A 21218-nucleotide genomic window follows, 5' to 3' on the forward strand; every position below is an offset into this window, starting at 1 on the left:
TGATTAAATCAGCTTCAAGCCGCTGATTAAGATAATGGATGCCATAATAAATTGCAGCGGACGGGGTGAAAATCTAGGTGAGAGATGACTGCCAACCAGCACCCCCGGTATGGACCCGATAAGCAAATTCGCCGCTAACAAATAATCAACGCTCCCGAAGCTTGCGTTTAAAATACCTGCCACAGTAACGAGCAGAAAAGCATGCGCAATATCTGTTCCGACAATGTCGGATGTTTTCATTTTAAATAAGTACAGCATAGCAATCGCAAACAACGAGCCAGAACCGATCGATGTTAAGCCGACAATAAATCCAAACACGACACCGATAAGAATCGTAAGCATCCGCTTATCTTCGAGCGGCATCAGCTGCCAGCGGTTCGGGCGAAGTTTTTTGTCCAGAAACAGGCGGACGATGATCGAAATGGCAACTAGGGTCAACACATAACCAAGAGCGTGTTTAATAATCTCTTCCTGATGCTGGTGGAAGGCGGGGAACAAATGAAGTATGCCAATGGCTATAGAAGCACTCGGAATACTGCCGATGGCTAAGTATTTTACCAATTTAAAATTGATTGTTTTCTGCCGCCAATGGGACGCAACACCAAACAGCTTGGTGATCGAGTTATAGACAAGGTCCGTACCGACCGCAATGGAAGGATTGATTCCAAGCACTATTAAAAGAGGAGTTAAAAGCGCAGCTCCGCCTACACCTGTCAATCCGACTAAGACACCGACTAACAAACCCATCAAAATGATGCTAACACTCATGATAAAGGCCTCCTGAAAACCCGACTATTTTTATCAGATTATATATGATTAGGTCGCTTTAATCAACTAAATGTTTTGAATATTTGTACGGATGTTTCTTTGATTTTTGTATGCTCAATATCTTTATTCATTTGCCCTATAATGAGTGTCAGGACGAGATGGGATTGAGTTTGACCGGTAAATAACAGGTCATTCGGGGCGGTATTTGGCTGAATGAGGTCAACCAGTCAGCTATATGCAAATACCGGCTGTCACTGGGAATCGCGGTGTGTTGGATACGGTAGTGAACTGAAGGCAATAAAAAAAGATACCTTTAGATCAGGTATCTTTTTTTAGGTTACATACGCTGCTGATAAAACGGCAGCTCCGTATGGCCCATTTCTCTTACATAAACAAACAGGTTGCCTTTATGGTGAATTTCATGCTCCATCGCAAGCTGAAGCAATGCGCTGCCAGTGACTTTTCTTCCGAAAGAGGCTGTCAGGTCAATTTCTCTGTCAAGGTGTTCCTCAGTCAGCTGCTCAAGGATGGCAGCCGTTTTTTCTGTATACGTTTTAGCCAAAACATTGAGATCTGTTTCTGTTTCTTCCTGCTGGTTTTGAAAAGGTGAGGCATTGCCTTCTTTAATGACATTTGCGAACAGGTGGAAAGACGTCAGGATGTGCTTGACCAGCTCTTCTGCTGACATTGATGTTTCCGTCGGTTTGTAGCTGTAATGATTTTTGCTGATTTTTTCTGTCAGCTCAATCGTCACATTGCGATGTGACAAAAAGTGACTCACAATTTGAGTGGATTGGCTCAATAGAATCTCCTCCATATGTAAAAATAAATGGTGCAATGAAATCCTATATCAATGGGCATAAATTAACAAGCAATATGCTGAGAAGTGATTGTATTTTTTTGCGGTTAGCCGAAATTCGACAATTGCGGTCTTTTTGCGTTCTTCTTTTTCTTGTAAATATGATAAAATATGACATATCTCGGGTATATAAAAGGGGGGATTAATTGAGGATGAAGCAGACTATTCCGTCCTCTTATGTCGGGCTTAAAATTAATGAATGGTATACCCATATCCGGCAGTTTCACATAGCTGAAGCCGAACGGGTCAAGCTCGAAGTAGAAAGAGAAATCGAGGATATGGAAGAAGATCAAGATTTGCTGCTGTATTATTCTTTAATGGAATTTAGGCACCGTGTTATGCTGGATTACATTAAGCCTTTGGGAGAGGACACCTCGCAGCTAGAGTTTTCAGAATTATTAGAAGACATCGAGGGGAATCAGTACAAGCTGACAGGACTGCTCGAATACTACTTTAACTTTTTTCGCGGGATGTATGAATTTAAGCAGAAAATGTTTGTCAGTGCCATGATGTACTATAAGAGGGCAGAAAAGAACCTTGCCCTTGTGTCAGACGACATTGAAAAAGCTGAATTTGCTTTTAAAATGGCTGAGATCTTTTACAATTTAAAGCAGACTTATGTCTCTATGAGCTATGCCGTTCAGGCGTTAGAAACGTATCAGATGTATGAAACGTACACTGTCCGCAGAATCCAATGTGAATTCGTTATTGCAGGTAATTATGATGATATGCAGTATCCAGAAAGAGCATTGCCCCATTTAGAACTCGCTTTAGATCTTGCAAAGAAAGAAGGCAATCCCCGCCTGATCAGTTCGGCCCTTTACAATCTCGGAAACTGTTACGAGAAAATGGGTGAACTGCAAAAGGCAGCCGAATACTTTGAGAAATCTGTTTCTATTTGCAAGTCGGAAAAGTTCGATAATCTTCCGCATTCTATCTACTCATTAACACAAGTTCTGTATAAACAAAAAAATGATGCCGAAGCGCAAAAGCAATATTGTCAAGGATTGGAAATCGCCCGTCAGTATAGTGATGAATTATTCGTGGAGCTTTTTCAATTTTTACATGCGTTATACGGAAAAAACATTGACACAGAATCAGTCTCACACACCTTTCAATTTCTTGAAGAACATATGCTGTATCCTTACATTGAAGAGCTGGCGCATGATGCTGCCCAATACTATATAGAGAACGGACAGCCTGAAAAAGCACTTTCCTTTTATGAGAAAATGGTGCACGCACAAAAACAAATCCAGAGAGGAGATTGTTTATATGAAATCTAAATGGATGACAGGTTTGTTGCTCGTTGCGGTCGGGTTCAGCTTTACTCAGGTGATGGTCCATGCAGGAGAAACAGCAGATGCAGAGGGAAAAACATTTCATATTGCGGCACGCAATCAAACATGATGATGACGAGAAAAGACCCTCCGGTTGCGGAAGGGTCTTTTTTATTTCAGCTTCCATTCCTTAATGGTCAGCTCAGAGGACCCGCTGAACACCAGTGGATCAGCTTGTCCGATTTCGCGCGCCTCTTCCAGTGAACCCGCTTTGATGACGTATGCTCCGCCTGTGGCGTCGCTGAAAGGCCCGAACATTTTTAAGCGTTTTTCTGCCTGCAGACGGTCCAAAAATTCATAGTGACCGGCTGCATGCTTCTGATTGAATTGATCTGTTCTCGTAGTCAGCATTAAGTACGTATTCAAGAATGTCTCCCCCTTTTGAACTTTAGGTTAGCACAATTATCCATATAGCGGTGCTTTTCGTCCTACGAATGCCACCTATTGATGAAAAAAGAAAAAGGAGAGATGATAGGTGAGCATTCAAGTGAAGAAAAATTTGGTTTCTGAGGCAAAGTACGCCCTGAAATGCCCGAATGCGATGTCCGCTGAATATATTACCATTCACAACACGGCAAACGACGCGTCCGCTGTCAACGAAATTAGCTACATGATCGGGAACACCAGCTCGACAAGCTTTCATTTCGCGGTTGATGATAAAGAGGTGATTCAAGGATTGCCGCTTAACCGTAACGCTTGGCATACTGGTGACGGCACAAACGGTACAGGCAACCGCAAGTCGATTGGCGTTGAAATTTGCTACAGCAAATCGGGAGGCCCAAAGTACGAGGCAGCCGAGGCATTGGCGATCTCTTTTGTGGCACAGCTTTTGAAGGAGCGGGGCTGGGGAATTGATCGAGTCAGAAAGCACCAAGACTGGAACGGAAAATACTGCCCGCACCGCATTTTATCAGAGGGGCGCTGGGAGCAAGTCAAGGCGGCAATTGAAGCGGAATTAAACGGCAGCGTTTCAGCGAAAAAGGCTTCTCCTTCTGCGCAAGTGTATCATGTGAAAAAAGGAGACACGCTGTCCGGCATCGCAGCATCACACGGTGTCAGTGTGAAAACGCTGCAAAGCTTAAATCACATCACTGATCCAAATTACATTAAAGTCGGACAGGAGATCAAGCTTTCCGGGACTGCCTCTTCCTCTAAAAGCCATGCCGCATCCTCTTATCCGCTGCCATCGGGGGTAATCAAAGTAACGAGCCCGCTGACAAAAGGCACAAAAGTAAAGCAGGTTCAGACTGCGCTGGCAGCTCTTTATTTTTATCCTGATAAAGGGGCGAAGAATCATGGGGTGGATGGTGTATTTGGGCCAAAAACAGCAAATGCTGTCAAACGCTTTCAATCTGTCAGCGGATTAACGGCAGACGGCATTTACGGACCGAAAACGAAAGCTAAAATGGAACAAAAACTATAATGATAAAAAGGAAGCTTCACTTGAATGGAGCTTCCTTTTTTCCCTTACATACAAACGGCAGCGAGAACCTTTTGACTGATTTGGCACAGCAGGAGAGCGCCGCGCCACAAAAGGATGTTAAGAATTATGAACAATTTGCTAGGCACGAAGTTGACAAGAAATCTAGAAAAGCAAAAACCTTCGAGCAATCAAATAGAAAAAAAAAGACCCGGTGATCACCGGGGAAAAGAAATAGAAAGTTACAGGTTTAGTAATACTTTTTATATTCTACTTTGTAATCATAGTCATGCTTGTCATGGTCATAACACTTTTTGCCGTGGTCATAATATTTTTTGTCATGGTCATAGTACTTTTTGTCGCAATCATAATCTTTCTCATGATCATCATAATACTTTTTATCGTGGTCGTAATACTTCTTGTAGTATTTCTTTTTGTAAGTGTAATACTCTTCTTTATATTTTTTATAATAACCCATACTAACCCCTCCTTTAATGTTTGATCAGTTTTATTATATGGATTAAAAAAGAGATGGTATGGTCAAATGTATTCGTCATCAAAAAAAGGCTGTTTTCAAAAACAAACTGATAAAAATGGATAGCGTGCCAGCTTACATAAGCCTTTTAAAAGAATGATTTATAACATTTATACTTCATCCACCTGTAGATCGACCGCATAACGCCCCCATTTAAACGCCGCAGTTTTTCTTTCTAGTAAAATAAGTGCTTACTTTTCTATCGCCTCAGCTGTTGAAAGAGTTGACACATTTCAGCAATATATCGATAAATCCCTTCATATATCTCCTTATGGAAATACGATAAAAAGGTTTTCATTCATAGATGAGTAGAGTAAACTGGTGCTGACTGATAAAGGAGAGCGCTTAACATGAAAGATATGTATGACAGTTTTTTATCTCTTTCTGCGTCTGAATCGGAGTACCGGATTATTTATGAAGAGAACAGCGGGAGCGAGCATATTGTCCTCGGCCCTCACGGCGGAAGAATTGAGCCGGGCGTCAGCGAACTGGTGCGGGCATTTGCTGATCAAAGTTCCATTTATATTTTTGAAGGATTGAAGAAGCACAACAACCGTTCGCTCCACCTGACAAGCACTCGTTTTGATGAACCGCTTGCCATAGAAAAAGTAAACGCCCACCGATTCGCGCTGGCATTTCACGGCTATCGTGATCTGAAAAAGCCGCATACATTGGTCGGGGGCGCGGATCGGATAAGAGCAGCAGCCATTTGCGAGTTGCTGAATGAGGCAGGTTTCAGTGCGGAACTGGTCAGTGAAAAAGACCGGCTGGCAGGTGTTCATCCGCAAAATATCGTCAATCGGACGAAAAGGGAGATGGGGCTGCAGCTGGAACTGAGTACGGCGCAGCGGAGCGCGCTGTTTCACAATTTTGGCTGCCGTAAGGGACAATACATAGAAAACAATCTTTTTTCTCGATATGTGAATGCCGTTAAGCTTGGTTTTTATGAAAGAAGCAAGTAGGACCTGCAATAACTGCCTATTCCTTCATATGCTGTGATTGTTTGAATGCGCAGGGAGGAATAAACGATGTTTTATCATATTAAAGAGCTTCAATATCAGGCAAAGCCTTCCCGTCCGGATCCTGTTTATGCGAAAAAGCTCCAAGAGGTGCTGGGCGGCCAATTTGGTGAAATTAGTGTGATGATGCAATATTTGTTTCAGGGTTTTAACTGCAGGGCGGATGCCAAGTATAAAGATTTGCTATGTGATGTGGGGACGGAAGAGATCGGACATGTGGAAATGTTGGCTACGATGATTTCCAGGCTTCTGGATGATGCTCCCGCTGATGTACAGGAGAATGCTTATAAAAGCAACCCCGCTATTGCAGCAGTGATGTCAGGGATGAATCCTCAGCACGCTATTGTATCCGGCTTGGGTGCGATGGCATCAGATAGTGAGGGTTATCCGTGGAATGCAAAATACATTATCTCAAGCGGAAATCTGCTGGCGGATTTCCGTGCCAACTTAAATGCGGAAGCCCAGGGGCGCCTTCAGGTGACACGGCTTTACGCCATGACTGATGATCCCGGTGTAAAAGATATGCTGTCATTTTTGATTGCAAGGGATACTTATCATCAAAATATGTGGTATGCAGCGATTAAAGAGCTGGAAGAAAGAGAACGGGATATTGTCGTTCCCACGACATTTCCGCGTGAGCTAGAAAAGCAGGAAGTATCCTATGACCTGTTTAACTTTTCCAGAGGAGATGAAAGCTCAGAGGGAAGGTGGGCTCATGGCGAAGCCTTTGACGGCCGGGGCGAGTTCAGGTATATCCCGGCTCCGATTGCGTTCGCATCTGCGCCTCATCTTAAACCGGCGCCAATGTGGCTGCAGAATACCATGCCTCCGATGTCGAAATATTAATATCTATGCCGGGCTGAGGGCAAATGTCCTCAGCCTGTTTTTGATCAGCTGTATTTGCCGATTTGATACAACGCTTTTTCTTCAGCGACCTGCAAGTGCTGCTGATCGCCTTCCTCGTACGCATTTGGCCGCTTATGTGATAATAAGTAAGCAAGCCGCTTCTGAAATTGAATACCTGCTTTACGCCGTTCAAACATTTCAAGTCTTTTCTCAGCAAAGTCCTTTGTTACCCGGAATACCGCCGCAATGGTTGCAAGAGCCTGACTTCTCCATTGCGGCAGTTCCATCTGCAACAGCATAAAGGTTGGCACACAGAAGTGGTACATAAATTGGTTCGCCTGAAATTCCTGCAGCTCCCTGAAGAGCTTGTTCATCTGAAAATGATTGCCTGCATGCTTTAATACGTGGCACAGTTCATGACCAAAATCCTCCCATTGCTCTTCCTGGGACTTTCTTTGGTTCAATATGATACTGTACATGCCGTCGTATTTCACCATCATGCTTCCCATATCCTCGAAATGAACCCATATATCAAGATCGTTTGCAATTTTCAGCATGTCAATGTGATGGGGAGAGGTGATGCCCAGCCGGCTGTATAAATTTTTTACGTATTCCTCCAGATGTGATAAGTAATCGCCCAATTGAATACTCCCTTTCGAACATATGTTCTGTTTATAGCGAGAAAGAAAAGCCCGTTTAGGACTAAAATGTGTGTTGAAATCTTTCCCTTTTCTTTAAAAAATAAACACTTTTTTCTTTATATCGGTCTATTTTTTATATGTTTTAGAGAACAGAGAAAGATTTATTTGTTTTTCGGTTTCCGATTTTTCTCTTTTTCTTTTAAATAGTTGATAAATTCGATGGCCTGCTGCTTGCTTTCCGGGGAAAAATCCTGCATATCCCGGTATGCGAGCTGCAAGTCCGGATCAGAAAACATATCATCATCAGATTTTTTTTCTTTTCCTGTTAATAAGTAATCCGTTGTCACTTGGAAGTAATCAGCCAGCTTTTGCAGTGTGTCGTAATCAGGTTCGCTTCGCCCGTTTTCATAATGAGAATATCGTGCGCGCGATACACCGATGTGAGATGCGATTTCTTCCTGTGTCCTTTTTCCTCTGAGACTCTTCAATCTGCCGCCTATCATACTATGACCTCTCTTTTTTTAACTCCCTAAGTTACTTATGATTATAGATACAATCTGTATCAAAATAAAGTTATGATAAAAAAAGTATCAAAAATAACTTGATGATACAGAATGTATCGTTTATACTTGGTAACAGTTGATACGAATTGTATCGAAAACAAATCGGGGGAGTGATTACATGCATCCGATTCAAATGGTTTTTAGTGAACATCCGATAGATCAGCGCCATCTCGCACAATCCGGCGGCTCCATTTCTTTTACGGCATGCGGCCTTCCGGTATTCCATTTTGAAAATCGAGAACAATTTCAAGCGTATTTGCTGTTAAAAGAAGAGGTGAAACGCAATGAAAATGGATAAAAGCTATCCTTTTCCCATGTATTCAGGGCTGTTGAATTCAGAACATTACGACAAAGTAGGCTCGGCCCTGTGGCTGTTTCTCTGGTTTATCAGCTCAACGACAAAAGAAATTGAAAAGGAAGGCGTGAGCTGGGGAATTGTGCTCGGCCATAAGCCATTAAAAGCAAGAGAGATGGCGGCCGTATTCGGTGTAAGTGAAAAAACAGTCAGAAGATGGCTGGAGCTTCTTGAAAGCCATGGATACATAAAGGCTGCCCGCGCGCCATACGGACTCATGATTTCTGTGAAGCATTCTAAAAAATTCAGCTTCAGATCGGACAAAACTGCGCACCGCAGCGATAATGAGCGGTCATTTTCGCCGCTGGCACAGGACAAAGAAGACCACTCTAATATAGATAAAACAAAAACATATACTGCTGCTGATGATGCAGTGGATCACATTGCGAAGCGGTTTACACAATTACGGTCGGCTCAAGAAGGACGCACCGTGTATCCTTCCTCCAGAGATTATCAAGCCATCGCCCGTATTGTCGCCATCGGCGTTCCTGTAACGCAAACAATCAAATGGCTTGAGGAATGTTTTCAAGCTTTTGAAAACCGGCGAACCGCTGCTTCAGAAACGATAAAGGCCTTTCGCTACTGTTCGAAATTCATCGAAGACCGATTTTTCGCGCAGCAAGCCAAAAAGACCGCCGCAATACAACATGAGAGGAATGAAAGTAATGACAAAACATACAATCGAGCAGATTTTAGACGAGTTGAGAAAAGGGAGACGTCCATTACTGGCGGACAAACCGGCCGAATCAGACGCAAGCCGGTATGATTGTCCGCGATGCAAGGATCAGGGAGGATATCTCAGCCGGCAAGACGGTCTGGAAGTGTGGACAATGTGCAGCTGTATGGCAGAACGAAAAGTGAAACGGCTGCTTGGCGCAAGTGAAATTACACCTGCTTTCAGACAGCTTGGCTTCCATGAATTCCGCACCCAAGGGAAGCCACAGGCCGTCAAGGACGCGTTTGAATGCGCCAAAGAGTTTGTGGCGGATTATGAACAAATCAAGAACAGCCGGAAAAACAGCATCGCCCTTTTGGGTCAGCCCGGTTCCGGGAAAACACATCTTCTTACCGCTGCGGCCAATGACCTGATGAGAAAGCGCCATGTGCCGGTCATTTATTTTCCGTTCGTTGAAGGCTTTACTGATTTAAAAAATGATTTTGATCTTTTGGAAGCCAAGCTGAATCGAATAAAGCAGGCAGATGTGCTGTTCATTGATGATCTCTTTAAACCGGTAAACGGCAAACCGCGCGCCACTGATTGGCAGCTGGAACAAATGTATTCCGTTTTGAACTACCGCTACTTAAATCATAAACCGATTCTGCTTTCAAGCGAGCTTACGATTGAAACGCTCGTCCGGGTTGATGAAGCGATCGGCACGAGAATCTATGAAATGTGCAGTGATTACTTAGTGATTATCAAAGGAACAGCGTATGACCTGAATCATAGATTGGAGGGCATCAGATAATGTGCAAGCTCTGTAAGACAAAGAAAGTAATTGTTGAACATACCGGGATCGGAGCGGTTTTTCATCCATGTCCTAACTGCCGGTCCGGCAATGATTTAACGCCGGTTATTCAAAAGCTGGAACAAATGCTGACAGCCGGAAAAGCGGGGCTGAATGCCCGTGATTAAACAGCTGGCTGCTCTGTTCGCGTTGCTGTTTCGGGCGAAGCGGACAGAAAAAAACATCGAACAATGGTACAAGGATGACGGGAAGTGAAGCAGATGCAAGAAACAAAACAATTTGAAATGAGTCCTGCGCCGTGGCGTGCTGTCGCAAGCGGAGATACGAAGCCAATTTATATCTATTCTGCTTACAGTGAAGAAGAAAAAGAGAGATTCCCATATTCAAACGGCCGGCTGATCGCCGCTGTATTTGACCTCAGCTCTTTTTCGCAAATAAGCAATGCCAACTTGATGGCAGCCGCACCTGAACTGAAGGAAGCGGCTAAAGCGGCGCTGGATTTTCTAAACGGGAATTCCGCTCACTCCAAGGAGCACATCATAAAGGTATTAGAAGAAGCCAACAAAAGCGCTGAACCCGAAAGGAAGGAAATGACACATGATCAACCCTAAAAAACTCGTAAATATTGATTCCATCACGCTCGACAGCCAGCTTGAGGATGGGAAAATCCGCGTTATTATAGTCGACGGCATAAAGCAAGAAGCCTGGATCACAGAAGCTCCGGAGCACGGGAAAACGCTTGTTGAAACGAGAAAGGGAGACCTTGCCCGAGTAGAATTTGAAATCGGCTACAAATTAAACTAAAGCGAAAAAAGAATACGTCCAAGACGGAAAGCCTGCGGACACTGATCAACATGCACAGCATTTGTGCGTTGATTGGTGTCCGCTTTTTTATTGCACAAATGAGGAGGAATCATAGAATGCTAGACTTATTATTTGAATATAAACGCACATTAAAACAAACAAGAACACAATATAAACCGCTCGCTGAAGCAGATGAATCAGTGCTCTCAGCTGAGGACATAAAGGATAAAAAGATTATCAGAAACATCATCACAGACCTTGAATATGTAACAGAATGGCTTGAAAAAGGAAGACAGCCCGGTATCAGACGGGCGATTGACCGGCGTGATGCGTATCAGCGGCTGATGATCAAAGATCCAAGAATCATAGAATCATTTTCTTGCGATATGATGTTTGAGCCGGACGGACAGGTATCTGAGGAAGACAGAGAGAGAATCCGAGAAGCTTTATCCCTTTTAACGGATAGGGAGAAAGAAATGTTTTTGCTGCACAAGGTGGAGTGCTTTTCTTATGAACGCATTGCCGATCTTCTTGGCGTCAAAAAATCAACTGTGCAGACAACAATCAAACGGGCTTTATTAAAGATGCAAAGACAGCAGGAGGAAATGAACCGATCGCTTGCCTGAATGCTTGTCATACGTTTGCCACCTATAAGTGAAAAGAGCATGACACATAAGCGGCCGGCATAACCGGCCGCTTTTATGAATAGAAATCCATGCTGGAGGTGGCGGTGATGCCGTAGCATGAAAACACAACAGAGAGAACAAGCATTAGCAATCTATCAGCACCATCAAGGAAATATCACAAACCGGGCCATTGCAGACACAATCGGCGTTTCGGCGAAAACAATCGGCATCTGGAAAAAACAGGACGGATGGAAAGAAGCCTTGTTTTCTGAAAACGGACATAAGCAGCGCCGCATAGAAAACGATGAATTAAATGAACGGCAGCGGCTGTTCTGCCTGTACTACGTAAAAAGCTTCAATGCGACACAGTCAGCGATCAATGCGGGCTATTCTCCGGACAGCGCCCATGTGACGGGCTGCAGGCTGTTAAAGAATGAAAAGGTTGCCGCTGAAATCAGGCGGATAAAAAAAGAAATGGTGAATGAAGTGTTTATTGAAGCGATGGACGTTTTGCAGGTATATGTCAAAATCGCGTTCGCCGATATCACGGATTATGTGACCTTTGGCAAAAAAGAGGTGCAGGCCGTCGGAAAGTCGGGACCGCTGTTTGATGAAGATGATAACCCGATCATGAAGGAAATCAGCTTTGTCGACGTCAAAGACTCCGGTCTCGTTGACGGCACGATTGTCACGGAGGCAAAGCTCGGCAAGGAAGGCATCGCCATTAAGCTTGCCGATAAGATGAAAGCACTTGAAAAGCTGTCATTATACTTTGATTTGTTTCCGGATCAATTTAAACAAAAAATAGAAAATGAGAAGTTAAAGCTCGCGAAACAAAAAGCGGAAAAAACTGATGACGGCCGCGAGCCAATTGAAATCATGATCAAACGAAAAGAGGACAAGGCATGATTGTAAAAGAAATCAATCCTCATTTTGAAGATTACGTGTTCAATTGGGAGCAGACGTACCAGTTTCTCGTCGGCGGCTACGGCTCATCAAAAAGCTATCATACGGCGCTGAAAATCGTGTTAAAGCTGTTGAAGGAAAAGCGTACGGCGCTCGTCATACGCGAGGTGTTCGATACCCACCGGGATTCGACCTTCGCTTTATTTGAAGAGGTGATTGAAGAGCTTGGTCTCACGAAGGCAGCCGCAGCACTTTCTTCCCCGCTTCAGCTGCGGTTTCAAAACGGCAGCCGGATCATGTTCAAAGGGATGGACAACCCGGCGAAGCTGAAATCTGTACACAACATTTCATTAATATGGATTGAAGAGTGCTCTGAGGTGAAGTATGAAGGCTTTAAGGAATTAATCGGCCGTCTTCGCCACCCTGAGCTGAAGCTGCACATGATTTGCACCACCAATCCCGTCGGCACCTCCAATTGGACGTACCGGCATTTTTTTCGGGATGAACGCAATCAGCGGTTTGTGCTGGATGACAGCGAGCTTTACGAAAAGCGGACACTTGTCAGGAGAGATACGTATTACCATCATTCCACGGCAAACGACAACCTCTTCCTCCCCGAAAGCTATATCAAGCAGCTTGACGGACTGAAGGAATATGATCCTGACTTATACCGAATTGCCCGTAAAGGCAGGTTCGGCGTCAATGGAATCAGGGTGCTGCCGCAATTTGAGGTGCTTCCGCACGACCGTATCGAAGAACGAATTGCGGCCATCAGCCAGCCGATCCTTCGCACAGGCATGGATTTTGGTTTTGAAGAATCCTACAATGCTGTCGTCCGTCTCGCCGTCGATCCTGATAAGAAATATCTCTACATTTATTGGGAGTATTATAAAAACAAAATGACAGATGACAAGACGGCTGAGGAGCTGCGGGAATTGGCTAAAACACAGGAAATGATCAAAGCCGACTCCGCTGAGCCGAAGAGCATTCAATATTTCCGCCAGCAGGGTTTTCGGATGGTCGGAGCCAGGAAGTTTCCCGGCTCCAGGCTTCAATACACCAAAAAGGTCAAACGCTTCAAAAAAATTTTCTGTTCGGACCGCTGTGAAAATGTCATCTATGAGCTCAAGACACTGACGTATGCCAAAGATAAAAACGGTGCGCTGGTTGAGGATGAATTCACGATCGATCCGCATACGCTTTCTGCTATTTGGTATGCGCTTGATGATTATGAGGTCGCAGATGTGAAGGAAACAGCGCAAAAACGAATCCGTCCGAACCGAGAAAGGAGGAGGTCATAAATGCCGCACAATCAAACAGTCAGAGCAACGGTTTTAAAAGCCAATGCATCTGCTCCTCAGACAAAGCAAATTTATGAAGACGACTTTTCTGATTTGTATGGAGAGGATATCATCGCTCCGCCCTACAATATCACCGAGCTTAAAACAATTGCTGAATACTCAACCATTCTTCAGCAATGCATTGATGCGTACAGAGTGAATATTACCGGTTTCGGTTTTGATGTGGAGTACACGTTTGATGTCAACGCCACTGATGTTGACCAGGCGAAAAAGAAAAAAGCGGAAAAAGACTGGGCCAGACTTGAAGCCTTTTACAAATGCCTTCACTTTGATGAATCTGCTGAAATGATTTTAGGCTATGCCATTGAAGACAGGGAAAAAACCGGAAACGGCTTTATGGAAGTGCTTCGCGACGGGATGGGAAAACCGGCCGGCATTGAATATTTGGATGTGAAATATATGCGCGTATGCGGAGCCGGCGAGCCTGTGGAAGTATCTTTTATGTATGAAGAAAACGGAAAAGTGAAGAGAATCAAAAGGCAAAAACGGTTTCGGAAATTTGTGCAGATGATCAATGGAAAAAAAGTATTTTTCAAAGAATACGGCGATCCTCGAAAACTGGACATGCGCACGGGCGAATATGTCAGCACACTGGCTGAAAAGCACCAAGCAAACGAAGTGATCCATCTTAAAATCGGAAGCGGCGTATACGGCGTGCCCCGCTGGGTAGGCAATATCGTCAATTTATACGGCGCCCGGAAAGCGGAAGAGCTCAATTTTATGTATTTTAAGCAGGGGCGTCACGTACCCGCTGCGATTACGGTGGAAAACGGGATGCTGTCTGAAGCTTCTTACCGGGAACTGCAGGAGTATATGAATGACCTTGAAGGTGTGGAAAACGCCCATAAATTTCTTCTGATTGAGGCGGAAGGCATCGCGAAGGAGAAGGACCTTCACGGCGGTGAAGATATCACGCCGGTTTCTGTGGAAATCAAATCCCTTGCGGAAATCCTGCAAAACGACGCCTTGTTTCTTGAATATGATGAAAAAAGCAGAAATAAGCTGCGCTCTGCTTTCCGTCTGCCGCCGCTTTATACGGGAGAAGCTCAGGAATACAACCGGGCTACGGCTGATACAGCGAGAAAAATTACGGAGGAGCAGGTGTTTCAGCCAGAGCGGAAAACGCTTGTCAACAAATTGAACACACTGCTTTTGCCGGAGCTGAATCTTCATGATGTGAGGCTGACATTAAAAGGACCGGACTTTCGTGATCCGCTTGAGATTGCGAAAGTGCTCGGTCCTTTTATTACAGCTGGAGCCGTTTCTCCAAATGATTTACGAGACCTTGCCGGACGGGTGCTCGGCAAAACGCTTGAGGAGTGGCCGGAGGACATTTACAAACGCCCTGCCGGACAGGATGCTGAAAAGACGAATCTGACAGCACTTCTGCAGGAGCTGAAGGACAGCATCGAAGCTATCAAAACGTCCTGAAGGGAGGTGAATCAAGCAGGTGGCGCGGGAATTGAAAAATGCCAAAATCAGCTTTGTCAGCTATGTGGACAAGGCGGCAAACCAGACAGAATTTTTCTTTACAAAGTCAGCCGAACCTCCGTCATTTGAAAAAAAGGTTCGGCTGTTTACGAAAAGCGAGCAGGATGAACAAAAGCTCGTATACGGAATTGTGTATGAGCCTGATGTTCCAGATGCCCACGGCGACTATATGACCGCAGAAGAAATTGAAAAAGCAGCGCATGGCTTTCTTGCAGACGCGCGGGAGATTGATATCAATCACAGCTTTGAAGGCGGCACAGGCGTGGTCGTTGAATCCTATGTGGCGCCCGATGATTTTATCATCGGAACAAAACGGATTACAAAGGGCTCGTGGGTGCTTGTGACAAGAGCGTCAGATGAGGTGTGGGAACAAATCAAAGCCGGCATCATCACCGGCTACAGCATGGCGGGTACTGCTGATGTATATGAAGAAGAACCGGTTGAAAAAGCCGGATTCCTAAGCGTGTTCAAGCAGCTGCTGGCCGACAAAACAGGAAAGGAGACTGAAGAAATGAGGAAAGAAGACATGAGGGAATCAATCGAGCATGCGCTGTATCCGTTGCTCAAACGGCTGGAGACAATTGAAAAAAACACAGAAACAGAGGAAAAACCGGAGCAGACGGGAGATGACGAGCGCCTGAAGAAGCTCGTTGAGGACATGATTGCCCCGCTGATCGAACGCATTGAGGCTCTGGAAAAAGCTCGGGGAGCCTCTAAACAGACGGCGGACGATGCGGCCGGCAATACAGAGCAAGTCAAAAAATCAATCTGGAGCGGACTGCTGTAAACCAGTCAAAGAGGAGGAAATCAATTGAGAAATCAAGAGATCATTCGGAAAGCGGAAATGTCGCTTTCTGCTTTAAAAAGCGGCGGGCTCATGAACCCTGCACAAGCATCAGCTTTTATCCGCATGGTGCAAAACACGCCGACGATTTTCAGTGAATCCCGCGTGATTCAAATGGAAAACGATTCGCAAAAATTTGAGAAAATCGGCTTCGGCCAGCGTATTTTGCGCGCGGCTCAAGAAGGAAAGGCGCTGACAACAGACGAGCTGGCGGTTCCGACGACAAGCACTGTCCAGCTGAACACAAAGGAAGTCATTGCGGAAATTAACATTACGTACGACACGCTCGAAAACAATATTGAAAAAGGCGGACTGCAGCAAACGATCATGCAAATTTTAGCAGAGCGCGCGGCAGTTGATATTGAAGAGCTGATCGTAAACGGAGATACTGCATCAGCAGATCCATACCTGGCGCAGCTGGACGGCATCCGTAAACAAGCAGTGTCCCACATCGTCGATATGAACGGTGAAGAACTGTCGAGAGCGACATTTAAAAAAGGTTTAAAGGCTGTTCCGCCGAAATATTTGCGCATCCCTCAGGAATTCAGATTCTATACGTCGCACGGCTTAGAAGTTGAATGGAAGGACCGCGTGGCGGACCGTCAGACAAATCTTGGGGACCAGGCTGTTCAGGGCGGCTTGTCCACAGCATTCGGCGTACCGGTAAAAGGGGTATCCAATATTCAGCCGTACGCAGTCGGAGAGGGAGACGCGCAATATGATGCGTCCGATATCATTCTGACACATCCGAAAAATATCATTCTCGGCTTCTCACGCAATATTCGAATTGAAGTCGACAAGGATATCCGCTCCCGTAAGTTCATCATTGTCTTAACGGCGAAGCTGGACAGCAAGTTCGAGGAAGAGGATGCCTGCGCTAAATTAATTAACGTAAAAGAATAATTGAAATGGGGTGGCCAGCTTATATGCTCATCGAACCGACGGACGTTGCCGCCTATTCGGTCTATGACCAGGTGAAAAACAGGCCGGAAGAACTGCTGGCGCAGGATATCATCGAGGCGGAATCGGAAGCGGCCCTCATTACAGGGCACAGCTTTACAGACAGCATCTACGACCCACTCCCTGAAAAGGCGAGATTAGCTTTGCTGAAGCTCGCCCAATACTTTGCGCTAGTAAACAGCGACGAATCAGCCGCATCAAGCTATCAGTCTGAGAAAATGGGGGATTACTCCTACACGGTTTCAGGTGAAGCCGGCATTCAAAAGCCCGATGTATATCATTTGCTGGAAGAGTTTATCGCACCGGACTATGTTCCGGAGTCCGCCAGATTGAAGGTGCGGTCGTTATGAGTTATCAGCAGATGCTGATTCATCGCTGTAATATTTATCATGAAAAAGCGCAGCCGCCGCCGGCGGGACGATTCGGAATTCCGGCGGACAAGCTTCAGCCGGTATTTTCATATCCGAATACACCCGATGAAGAAAATGTCCCTTGCTACTTTACAGAAAAAACGCAGCAGCTGATTCAGGAGGAGCCTGATCAAACCGTGTATCACAGCTTTCTTGTCCATTTTCCAGGCTCTGCGGATATCCGGATGAACGACAAAATCATTTGGCAACACAACAGCTATATTCTGAAGCTGCCAAAAAAGATCAGACACCATCATTGGGAAGTCATCGCTGTCAGAGATGAAAGTCTATGAAGATAGCGGGACTTAAACAGCTGAACGCATCGTTAAAAGGAGCGGCATCCGGCGGTTTTTCCCGCGAGGCGTCCCGGTGGCTTGAAGAGTGCGGGCAAGATTTTCTGGAGATCGTACAATCTGAACTCATCAGCACGCAAACGATAGATACAGAAAAACTGCTCAGCTCCTTTCAGAAAGGCTCAGAGGACAACCTCTGGAAGATACAAAGCGGCGGACTCTCACTTGAGGTCGGGACCCAGCTTGAATATGCTTCTTTTCTCAATGACGGCCACTGGACGTCGAAAGCGGACGATGTGAGATGGGTGCCGGGGCATTTTCAAGGCTCACGGTTTAACTATGATCCGGCTTCTTCCACAGGCATGGCACTCAAGAAAAAATGGATACCCGGCACGAGCTATTGGGAGCATGCACTGCTTCTATATGAACAGCTGTTTGCAAAATCAATGGAACATAAATTGCGCCAGTGGCTGAAAAAGATGTAAAGGAGGAGCGGGATGAACAGCGAAACAGGATCGATCATGGCTTTTTTGTACAGCCAGTGGTCTGTTCCCATTTATGAAAGCGAGCTGCCTGATCATTTTCAAGTGCCGTCTTTATATGTCCCTGCGCCATCTGTTTTTGAAGAAACAGATACAGTCTCCACGTTTAAAAAAACCTACAGTCTCAATGTGAAGCTGTTTCATCTTGACTCCGTGCAGGCGCTGGATGAAGCGGACAGGCTCGCGGATGCCATCAGAGAAGCGAGAAATATAGTTCCGCTGCTTAGTGAATCCGGTGAGAAGACAGGGGATATGCTTCGCATCACCCGAATTGAGACAAGGGTGGGAGACAGGGGCGAGGCGGTCATGGTGATCAGGTGGAGCAGCCGATATTATTATCACAAAACAGAACAGCCTGTCTTACAGGATATCGATATGAACAGCGGGGTGAAATAGCGGTGGCAAAGCAGAAAAAAGCGAAGGCTGTACATACAGAGAGCCGGGAAGCTCTTTTTGATACAGCGGATTTGATCAAGCACGCAAAGGAACTGTTCGGCGTTAAGCCGGAGATCCTTCAGGGGGCTTTATTTGGCGTGGACAAAACACGCCTGACGAAATCAGAGGCAAGTCAATTGATCCAAACATTTTTAACTAAGGAGGTCATGCAATAATGAATGGCGGAACATTTACAGCAGGAAAAGAAAAGGACCGTGCAGGCATTTATTTCAATTTTAAAACGACGGCACAGGAACGGGTGTCACTTGGTGAACGGGGGACGGTCGCACTTCCGGTCGCATCAAGCTGGGGCGAAGCGAAAACATTCGTCTCCATTTCAAGCGTGGAGGATTTAAACAAAAAAGTGGGTCTCAGCATCGACGATCCATCTTTATTACTGTTGCGTGAAGCGAAGAAAAACGCGAAAACGGTATTGATGTACCGCCTCACTGAAGGCGTCAGAGCATCTGCCGATATTGCCGAAGGTGTTAAAGCGACTGCTCTATACGGCGGATCAAAAGGGAATGACATCATCATCCGCATTAATGAAAATGTACTGGATGCAGCCTCATTTGATGTCACAACGTATATGGATGAATCAGAAGTGGATAAACAGACTGTCAAAAAAGCTGAAGAATTAACAGCAAACGGCTATGTGACATTTACCGGAACAGGAGATCTTTCCTCTTCAATTCCGCTGACTGGATCAGAGGGAGACGCGGTTGCCGAGACGCTGAACGCATCTGCGGGAATCCGTTTATCCGGCGGTACGGATAAAGCGCCGGTCAACTCAGACTATACTGATTTCTTGGCTGCGGCTGAAACGGAGAGCTTTGATGTCATCGCTTTGCCGGTTGCAGAAGGAGATCAGCTGAAGGCGACCTTTGCCGCATTCATTAAGCGTCTGCGTGACGGACAAGGGCAAAAAGTCCAAGGGGTAACAGCCAATTATAGCGGTGACTATGAAGGCATCATCAACGTGACAGAAGGTGTGCTGCTGGAAGATGGAACAGAAGTGACACCGGACAAAGCGACGGCGTGGGTAGCCGGCGCAAGTGCGGGAGCAACCTTTAACCAATCGCTGACATTTGTGGAGTATGAAGGCGCCGTTGATGTCTTAAACCGCCTTGACCACGACGCGATTGTGGAACGCTTAGGCAAAGGCGAATTTTTATTCACATTTGACGCCCGCGATAAATCGGTAAGCGTAGAAAAAGACATTAACTCACTTGTCACGTTTACGGCTGAGAAAAACAAGAAGTTTGCGAAAAACAAAATCGTCCGTGTACTCGACGCCGTCAATAACGATTTAACACGCGAGCTGAAAGCATTAATCAAATCAAGAAAGGGAAGCGGAAGCGACATCCCGGCCTCTGAAGACGGGCTTCAGTATGTGAAAACGATGATTACGCAATACATGACAACACTTCAGGATGCGGGCGGCATTACCGGTTTTGATTCTGATCAAGATATCACCATTTCAATGAATGAAGACCGTGACGGCTTCTTGATTGACCTCGCTGTACAGCCTGTCGACGCAGCAGAAAAATTCTACTTTAATGTGGAGGTAAACTAATATGGCATTAAAAGCACAAAACACGATTTCAGGTAAAGAAGGACGCTTATTTCTCGATGGCGAAGAAATGGCGCATATCAAAACATTTGAAGCAAATGTGGAGAAAAACAAGTCTGAAGTAAATATTATGGGCCGCCGCATGACAGGCCATAAAACAACAGGCGCAAACGGAACAGGCACAGCGACGTTCTACAAAGTCACATCAAAATTTGTAATCCTTATGATGGACTACGTCAAAAAAGGCAGCGATCCTTATTTCACCCTGCAGGCTGTGTTAGATGATAAATCTTCCGGAAGAGGAACAGAAAGAGTCACGCTTTACGACGTAAACTTCGACTCCGCAAAAATCGCCAGCCTCGATGTCGATTCAGAAGCATTAGAGGAAGAAGTTCCGTTTACATTTGAAGACTTCGACGTGCCTGAAAAGCTTTCTGACACGTTTTAATCAAAACTGAACAAGCCATAAGCAGACCTTTCTCAGAAAGGTCTGTTTTTAAATGATGAAATCAATTTAAAGATAAGGGAGTTTTTTACATGAGCGAGAAGAACGAAAACGTATATGATCTTTCCTTTTTTATGCCGGGAAAAACAATCGAAGCCGAAGAAATCAAAGTGCCGATCTCTAAACGTTTTGTTGATAAAAAAGGAAATATCGTACCATTTATTTTCAAAGCGATCACGACAGAGCGCATTGACGAACTGGAGAAAGAAACAACAACTTATAAAAATGTAAAAGGCAGAGGCCGTGTAAAAGATTTAGACAGCCAGCGCTTTTATGCCCGAATCGCAGTGGAATCGACAGTTTATCCAGACTTCCGTTCAAAAGATCTTCGAGAAGCTTACAAAACGGCCGACCCGGTAGAAGTAGCGAAACGTGTCCTGTCTGTAGGAGGCGAATACGCAAACTGGCTCAACAAAGCAATTGAGATTAATGGATTCGAAGATGAATTAGAAGACCTGGAAGAAGAAGCAAAAAACTAATAAAAGATGGGCATAAAGAAGCCGTGTATCTCTATTATGCGATGCACGAGCTTCATTATTCTCCATCAGATTTATTAGAACTGTATGAAGCGCCCAGAAACTTTAAGGCGCTGTTGTATGGGCTGATTGGGTATAAGCTTGAATTAATGGAAAAAGAATCGAGGAAAGGAGGTACATAAT

Annotated in this window: 32 protein-coding genes; 26 read left to right on the forward strand and 6 right to left on the reverse strand. The window is 45.1% G+C overall.

Features of this window, described 5'->3' with window-relative positions:
* Window positions 1–3: 3 nt before the first annotated feature.
* Both P3L57_RS06710 and P3L57_RS06715 read right to left on the reverse strand, forming a co-directional pair.
* The gene (locus tag P3L57_RS06710) at window positions 4–768 is read right to left on the reverse strand and encodes a sulfite exporter TauE/SafE family protein (RefSeq protein WP_059352771.1); all 765 of its coding nucleotides are present in this window, start codon (window positions 766–768) and stop codon (window positions 4–6) included.
* A 337-nt stretch (window positions 769–1105) separates the two neighbouring features.
* Window positions 1106–1570, reverse strand: coding sequence for a DinB family protein (locus tag P3L57_RS06715; protein ID WP_059292963.1), 465 nt, complete (start codon window positions 1568–1570; stop codon window positions 1106–1108).
* A 203-nt stretch (window positions 1571–1773) separates the two neighbouring features.
* Here P3L57_RS06715 and rapA point away from each other — a divergent pair, with 203 nt between their 5' ends.
* Together rapA and phrA are read left to right on the forward strand one after the other, a co-directional pair.
* Window positions 1774–2910, forward strand: a complete 1137-nt coding sequence (gene rapA / locus P3L57_RS06720) for a response regulator aspartate phosphatase RapA (protein ID WP_082687929.1) — start codon at window positions 1774–1776, stop codon at window positions 2908–2910.
* On the forward strand, window positions 2900–3034 hold the full coding sequence (phrA, locus tag P3L57_RS06725) for a phosphatase RapA inhibitor PhrA (protein WP_044156269.1): 135 nt from the start codon (window positions 2900–2902) through the stop codon (window positions 3032–3034). Before rapA ends, phrA begins: the two co-directional genes overlap by 11 nt.
* Window positions 3035–3075: 41 nt before the next feature.
* Here phrA and P3L57_RS06730 read toward each other — a convergent pair whose 3' ends face one another.
* Window positions 3076–3330, reverse strand: a complete 255-nt coding sequence (locus P3L57_RS06730) for a YciI family protein (RefSeq protein WP_044156268.1) — start codon at window positions 3328–3330, stop codon at window positions 3076–3078.
* A gap of 109 nt (window positions 3331–3439) precedes the next feature.
* Here P3L57_RS06730 and P3L57_RS06735 point away from each other — a divergent pair, with 109 nt between their 5' ends.
* Complete coding sequence (locus P3L57_RS06735) at window positions 3440–4387, forward strand: N-acetylmuramoyl-L-alanine amidase (RefSeq protein ID WP_069486419.1); 948 nt, start codon at window positions 3440–3442, stop codon at window positions 4385–4387.
* Window positions 4388–4634: 247 nt separating this feature from the next.
* On the opposite strand, the gene P3L57_RS06740 is transcribed toward P3L57_RS06735, so the two are convergent.
* Complete coding sequence (locus P3L57_RS06740; RefSeq protein WP_024121050.1) at window positions 4635–4862, reverse strand: hypothetical protein; 228 nt, start codon at window positions 4860–4862, stop codon at window positions 4635–4637.
* Window positions 4863–5269: 407 nt separating this feature from the next.
* Here P3L57_RS06740 and P3L57_RS06745 point away from each other — a divergent pair, with 407 nt between their 5' ends.
* Window positions 5270–5881, forward strand: coding sequence for a poly-gamma-glutamate hydrolase family protein (locus P3L57_RS06745; protein WP_069486421.1), 612 nt, complete (start codon window positions 5270–5272; stop codon window positions 5879–5881).
* Window positions 5882–5947: 66 nt separating this feature from the next.
* Window positions 5948–6784, forward strand: coding sequence for a manganese catalase (locus P3L57_RS06750; protein ID WP_059292959.1), 837 nt, complete (start codon window positions 5948–5950; stop codon window positions 6782–6784).
* 44 nt (window positions 6785–6828) lie between these two features.
* Here P3L57_RS06750 and P3L57_RS06755 read toward each other — a convergent pair whose 3' ends face one another.
* Window positions 6829–7425, reverse strand: coding sequence for an ImmA/IrrE family metallo-endopeptidase (locus tag P3L57_RS06755; protein WP_059292958.1), 597 nt, complete (start codon window positions 7423–7425; stop codon window positions 6829–6831).
* A 161-nt stretch (window positions 7426–7586) separates the two neighbouring features.
* Window positions 7587–7928 carry an HTH-type transcriptional regulator Xre gene (gene xre, locus P3L57_RS06760; RefSeq protein ID WP_024121054.1) on the reverse strand — a complete coding sequence of 114 codons (342 nt, stop codon included), beginning with the start codon at window positions 7926–7928 and terminating at the stop codon, window positions 7587–7589.
* 178 nt (window positions 7929–8106) lie between these two features.
* Here xre and P3L57_RS06765 point away from each other — a divergent pair, with 178 nt between their 5' ends.
* The 21 genes from P3L57_RS06765 (at window position 8107) to P3L57_RS06865 (ending at window position 21217) form a co-directional block, all read left to right on the forward strand.
* Window positions 8107–8286 carry a hypothetical protein gene (locus P3L57_RS06765; protein ID WP_044156262.1) on the forward strand — a complete coding sequence of 60 codons (180 nt, stop codon included), beginning with the start codon at window positions 8107–8109 and terminating at the stop codon, window positions 8284–8286.
* Window positions 8273–9109, forward strand: a complete 837-nt coding sequence (locus tag P3L57_RS06770; protein ID WP_069486422.1) for a phage portal protein — start codon at window positions 8273–8275, stop codon at window positions 9107–9109. Before P3L57_RS06765 ends, P3L57_RS06770 begins: the two co-directional genes overlap by 14 nt.
* Complete coding sequence (locus P3L57_RS06775) at window positions 9009–9809, forward strand: ATP-binding protein (protein ID WP_083244455.1); 801 nt, start codon at window positions 9009–9011, stop codon at window positions 9807–9809. Before P3L57_RS06770 ends, P3L57_RS06775 begins: the two co-directional genes overlap by 101 nt.
* Window positions 9809–9976, forward strand: coding sequence for a hypothetical protein (locus P3L57_RS06780; protein ID WP_024121058.1), 168 nt, complete (start codon window positions 9809–9811; stop codon window positions 9974–9976). The genes P3L57_RS06775 and P3L57_RS06780 overlap by 1 nt, the downstream gene beginning before the upstream one ends.
* Window positions 9977–10069: 93 nt before the next feature.
* Entirely contained in the window at window positions 10070–10420 is a 351-nt protein-coding gene (locus P3L57_RS06785; protein WP_233403427.1) for a phage portal protein, read from the forward strand.
* Window positions 10407–10613, forward strand: coding sequence for an XtrA/YqaO family protein (locus P3L57_RS06790; protein ID WP_024121060.1), 207 nt, complete (start codon window positions 10407–10409; stop codon window positions 10611–10613). Before P3L57_RS06785 ends, P3L57_RS06790 begins: the two co-directional genes overlap by 14 nt.
* Before the next feature lie 116 nt (window positions 10614–10729).
* Window positions 10730–11239 carry a sigma-70 family RNA polymerase sigma factor gene (locus P3L57_RS06795; protein WP_069486424.1) on the forward strand — a complete coding sequence of 170 codons (510 nt, stop codon included), beginning with the start codon at window positions 10730–10732 and terminating at the stop codon, window positions 11237–11239.
* 117 nt (window positions 11240–11356) lie between these two features.
* Complete coding sequence (locus tag P3L57_RS06800) at window positions 11357–12148, forward strand: terminase small subunit (protein WP_044156253.1); 792 nt, start codon at window positions 11357–11359, stop codon at window positions 12146–12148.
* Window positions 12145–13446, forward strand: coding sequence for a PBSX family phage terminase large subunit (locus P3L57_RS06805; RefSeq protein WP_044156252.1), 1302 nt, complete (start codon window positions 12145–12147; stop codon window positions 13444–13446). The genes P3L57_RS06800 and P3L57_RS06805 overlap by 4 nt, the downstream gene beginning before the upstream one ends.
* Complete coding sequence (locus tag P3L57_RS06810) at window positions 13447–14937, forward strand: phage portal protein (protein WP_069486425.1); 1491 nt, start codon at window positions 13447–13449, stop codon at window positions 14935–14937.
* A 19-nt stretch (window positions 14938–14956) separates the two neighbouring features.
* Window positions 14957–15784, forward strand: coding sequence for an XkdF-like putative serine protease domain-containing protein (locus P3L57_RS06815; RefSeq protein ID WP_024121065.1), 828 nt, complete (start codon window positions 14957–14959; stop codon window positions 15782–15784).
* Between the two features lie 24 nt (window positions 15785–15808).
* Window positions 15809–16744, forward strand: coding sequence for a phage major capsid family protein (locus P3L57_RS06820; protein ID WP_059336113.1), 936 nt, complete (start codon window positions 15809–15811; stop codon window positions 16742–16744).
* Window positions 16745–16767: 23 nt separating this feature from the next.
* Window positions 16768–17151 carry a protein YqbG gene (gene yqbG, locus P3L57_RS06825; protein ID WP_059336112.1) on the forward strand — a complete coding sequence of 128 codons (384 nt, stop codon included), beginning with the start codon at window positions 16768–16770 and terminating at the stop codon, window positions 17149–17151.
* Entirely contained in the window at window positions 17148–17504 is a 357-nt protein-coding gene (locus tag P3L57_RS06830; protein WP_059336111.1) for a YqbH/XkdH family protein, read from the forward strand. The genes yqbG and P3L57_RS06830 overlap by 4 nt, the downstream gene beginning before the upstream one ends.
* Complete coding sequence (locus P3L57_RS06835; RefSeq protein WP_044156244.1) at window positions 17501–17989, forward strand: HK97 gp10 family phage protein; 489 nt, start codon at window positions 17501–17503, stop codon at window positions 17987–17989. The genes P3L57_RS06830 and P3L57_RS06835 overlap by 4 nt, the downstream gene beginning before the upstream one ends.
* Window positions 17990–18001: 12 nt before the next feature.
* Complete coding sequence (locus P3L57_RS06840) at window positions 18002–18442, forward strand: phage tail terminator family protein (RefSeq protein ID WP_059292947.1); 441 nt, start codon at window positions 18002–18004, stop codon at window positions 18440–18442.
* On the forward strand, window positions 18439–18657 hold the full coding sequence (locus P3L57_RS06845) for a YqzN/YkzM domain-containing protein (protein WP_044156764.1): 219 nt from the start codon (window positions 18439–18441) through the stop codon (window positions 18655–18657). Before P3L57_RS06840 ends, P3L57_RS06845 begins: the two co-directional genes overlap by 4 nt.
* Entirely contained in the window at window positions 18657–20057 is a 1401-nt protein-coding gene (locus tag P3L57_RS06850) for a phage tail sheath family protein (protein WP_069486426.1), read from the forward strand. The genes P3L57_RS06845 and P3L57_RS06850 overlap by 1 nt, the downstream gene beginning before the upstream one ends.
* 1 nt (window position 20058) lies before the next feature.
* Window positions 20059–20502 carry a phage tail tube protein gene (locus P3L57_RS06855; protein ID WP_003220592.1) on the forward strand — a complete coding sequence of 148 codons (444 nt, stop codon included), beginning with the start codon at window positions 20059–20061 and terminating at the stop codon, window positions 20500–20502.
* Between the two features lie 89 nt (window positions 20503–20591).
* Window positions 20592–21038, forward strand: coding sequence for a phage tail assembly chaperone (locus P3L57_RS06860; RefSeq protein WP_014663652.1), 447 nt, complete (start codon window positions 20592–20594; stop codon window positions 21036–21038).
* 41 nt (window positions 21039–21079) lie between these two features.
* Window positions 21080–21217 carry a hypothetical protein gene (locus P3L57_RS06865; RefSeq protein ID WP_072566146.1) on the forward strand — a complete coding sequence of 46 codons (138 nt, stop codon included), beginning with the start codon at window positions 21080–21082 and terminating at the stop codon, window positions 21215–21217.
* Window position 21218 lies beyond the last annotated feature (1 nt).

The organism is Bacillus sp. B28, from assembly GCF_029536185.1.
GTDB lineage: Bacteria > Bacillota > Bacilli > Bacillales > Bacillaceae > Bacillus > Bacillus halotolerans.

What these genes read in the sequence shown, in the direction of transcription:
- P3L57_RS06710 (WP_059352771.1), bottom strand. Translation starts at nt 768, where the DNA reads ATGAGTGTTAGCATCATTTTGATGGGTTTGTTAGTCGGTGTCTTAGTC.
- phrA (WP_044156269.1), top strand. Translation starts at nt 2,900, where the DNA reads ATGAAATCTAAATGGATGACAGGTTTGTTGCTCGTTGCGGTCGGGTTC.
- P3L57_RS06740 (WP_024121050.1), bottom strand. Translation starts at nt 4,862, where the DNA reads ATGGGTTATTATAAAAAATATAAAGAAGAGTATTACACTTACAAAAAG.
- P3L57_RS06745 (WP_069486421.1), top strand. Translation starts at nt 5,270, where the DNA reads ATGAAAGATATGTATGACAGTTTTTTATCTCTTTCTGCGTCTGAATCG.
- P3L57_RS06750 (WP_059292959.1), top strand. Translation starts at nt 5,948, where the DNA reads ATGTTTTATCATATTAAAGAGCTTCAATATCAGGCAAAGCCTTCCCGT.
- xre (WP_024121054.1), bottom strand. Translation starts at nt 7,928, where the DNA reads ATGATAGGCGGCAGATTGAAGAGTCTCAGAGGAAAAAGGACACAGGAA.
- P3L57_RS06765 (WP_044156262.1), top strand. Translation starts at nt 8,107, where the DNA reads ATGCATCCGATTCAAATGGTTTTTAGTGAACATCCGATAGATCAGCGC.
- P3L57_RS06770 (WP_069486422.1), top strand. Translation starts at nt 8,273, where the DNA reads ATGAAAATGGATAAAAGCTATCCTTTTCCCATGTATTCAGGGCTGTTG.
- P3L57_RS06775 (WP_083244455.1), top strand. Translation starts at nt 9,009, where the DNA reads ATGACAAAACATACAATCGAGCAGATTTTAGACGAGTTGAGAAAAGGG.
- P3L57_RS06780 (WP_024121058.1), top strand. Translation starts at nt 9,809, where the DNA reads ATGTGCAAGCTCTGTAAGACAAAGAAAGTAATTGTTGAACATACCGGG.
- P3L57_RS06785 (WP_233403427.1), top strand. Translation starts at nt 10,070, where the DNA reads ATGCAAGAAACAAAACAATTTGAAATGAGTCCTGCGCCGTGGCGTGCT.
- P3L57_RS06790 (WP_024121060.1), top strand. Translation starts at nt 10,407, where the DNA reads ATGATCAACCCTAAAAAACTCGTAAATATTGATTCCATCACGCTCGAC.
- P3L57_RS06795 (WP_069486424.1), top strand. Translation starts at nt 10,730, where the DNA reads ATGCTAGACTTATTATTTGAATATAAACGCACATTAAAACAAACAAGA.
- P3L57_RS06800 (WP_044156253.1), top strand. Translation starts at nt 11,357, where the DNA reads ATGAAAACACAACAGAGAGAACAAGCATTAGCAATCTATCAGCACCAT.
- P3L57_RS06805 (WP_044156252.1), top strand. Translation starts at nt 12,145, where the DNA reads ATGATTGTAAAAGAAATCAATCCTCATTTTGAAGATTACGTGTTCAAT.
- P3L57_RS06810 (WP_069486425.1), top strand. Translation starts at nt 13,447, where the DNA reads ATGCCGCACAATCAAACAGTCAGAGCAACGGTTTTAAAAGCCAATGCA.
- yqbG (WP_059336112.1), top strand. Translation starts at nt 16,768, where the DNA reads ATGCTCATCGAACCGACGGACGTTGCCGCCTATTCGGTCTATGACCAG.
- P3L57_RS06830 (WP_059336111.1), top strand. Translation starts at nt 17,148, where the DNA reads ATGAGTTATCAGCAGATGCTGATTCATCGCTGTAATATTTATCATGAA.
- P3L57_RS06835 (WP_044156244.1), top strand. Translation starts at nt 17,501, where the DNA reads ATGAAGATAGCGGGACTTAAACAGCTGAACGCATCGTTAAAAGGAGCG.
- P3L57_RS06840 (WP_059292947.1), top strand. Translation starts at nt 18,002, where the DNA reads ATGAACAGCGAAACAGGATCGATCATGGCTTTTTTGTACAGCCAGTGG.
- P3L57_RS06850 (WP_069486426.1), top strand. Translation starts at nt 18,657, where the DNA reads ATGAATGGCGGAACATTTACAGCAGGAAAAGAAAAGGACCGTGCAGGC.
- P3L57_RS06855 (WP_003220592.1), top strand. Translation starts at nt 20,059, where the DNA reads ATGGCATTAAAAGCACAAAACACGATTTCAGGTAAAGAAGGACGCTTA.
- P3L57_RS06860 (WP_014663652.1), top strand. Translation starts at nt 20,592, where the DNA reads ATGAGCGAGAAGAACGAAAACGTATATGATCTTTCCTTTTTTATGCCG.
- P3L57_RS06865 (WP_072566146.1), top strand. Translation starts at nt 21,080, where the DNA reads ATGCACGAGCTTCATTATTCTCCATCAGATTTATTAGAACTGTATGAA.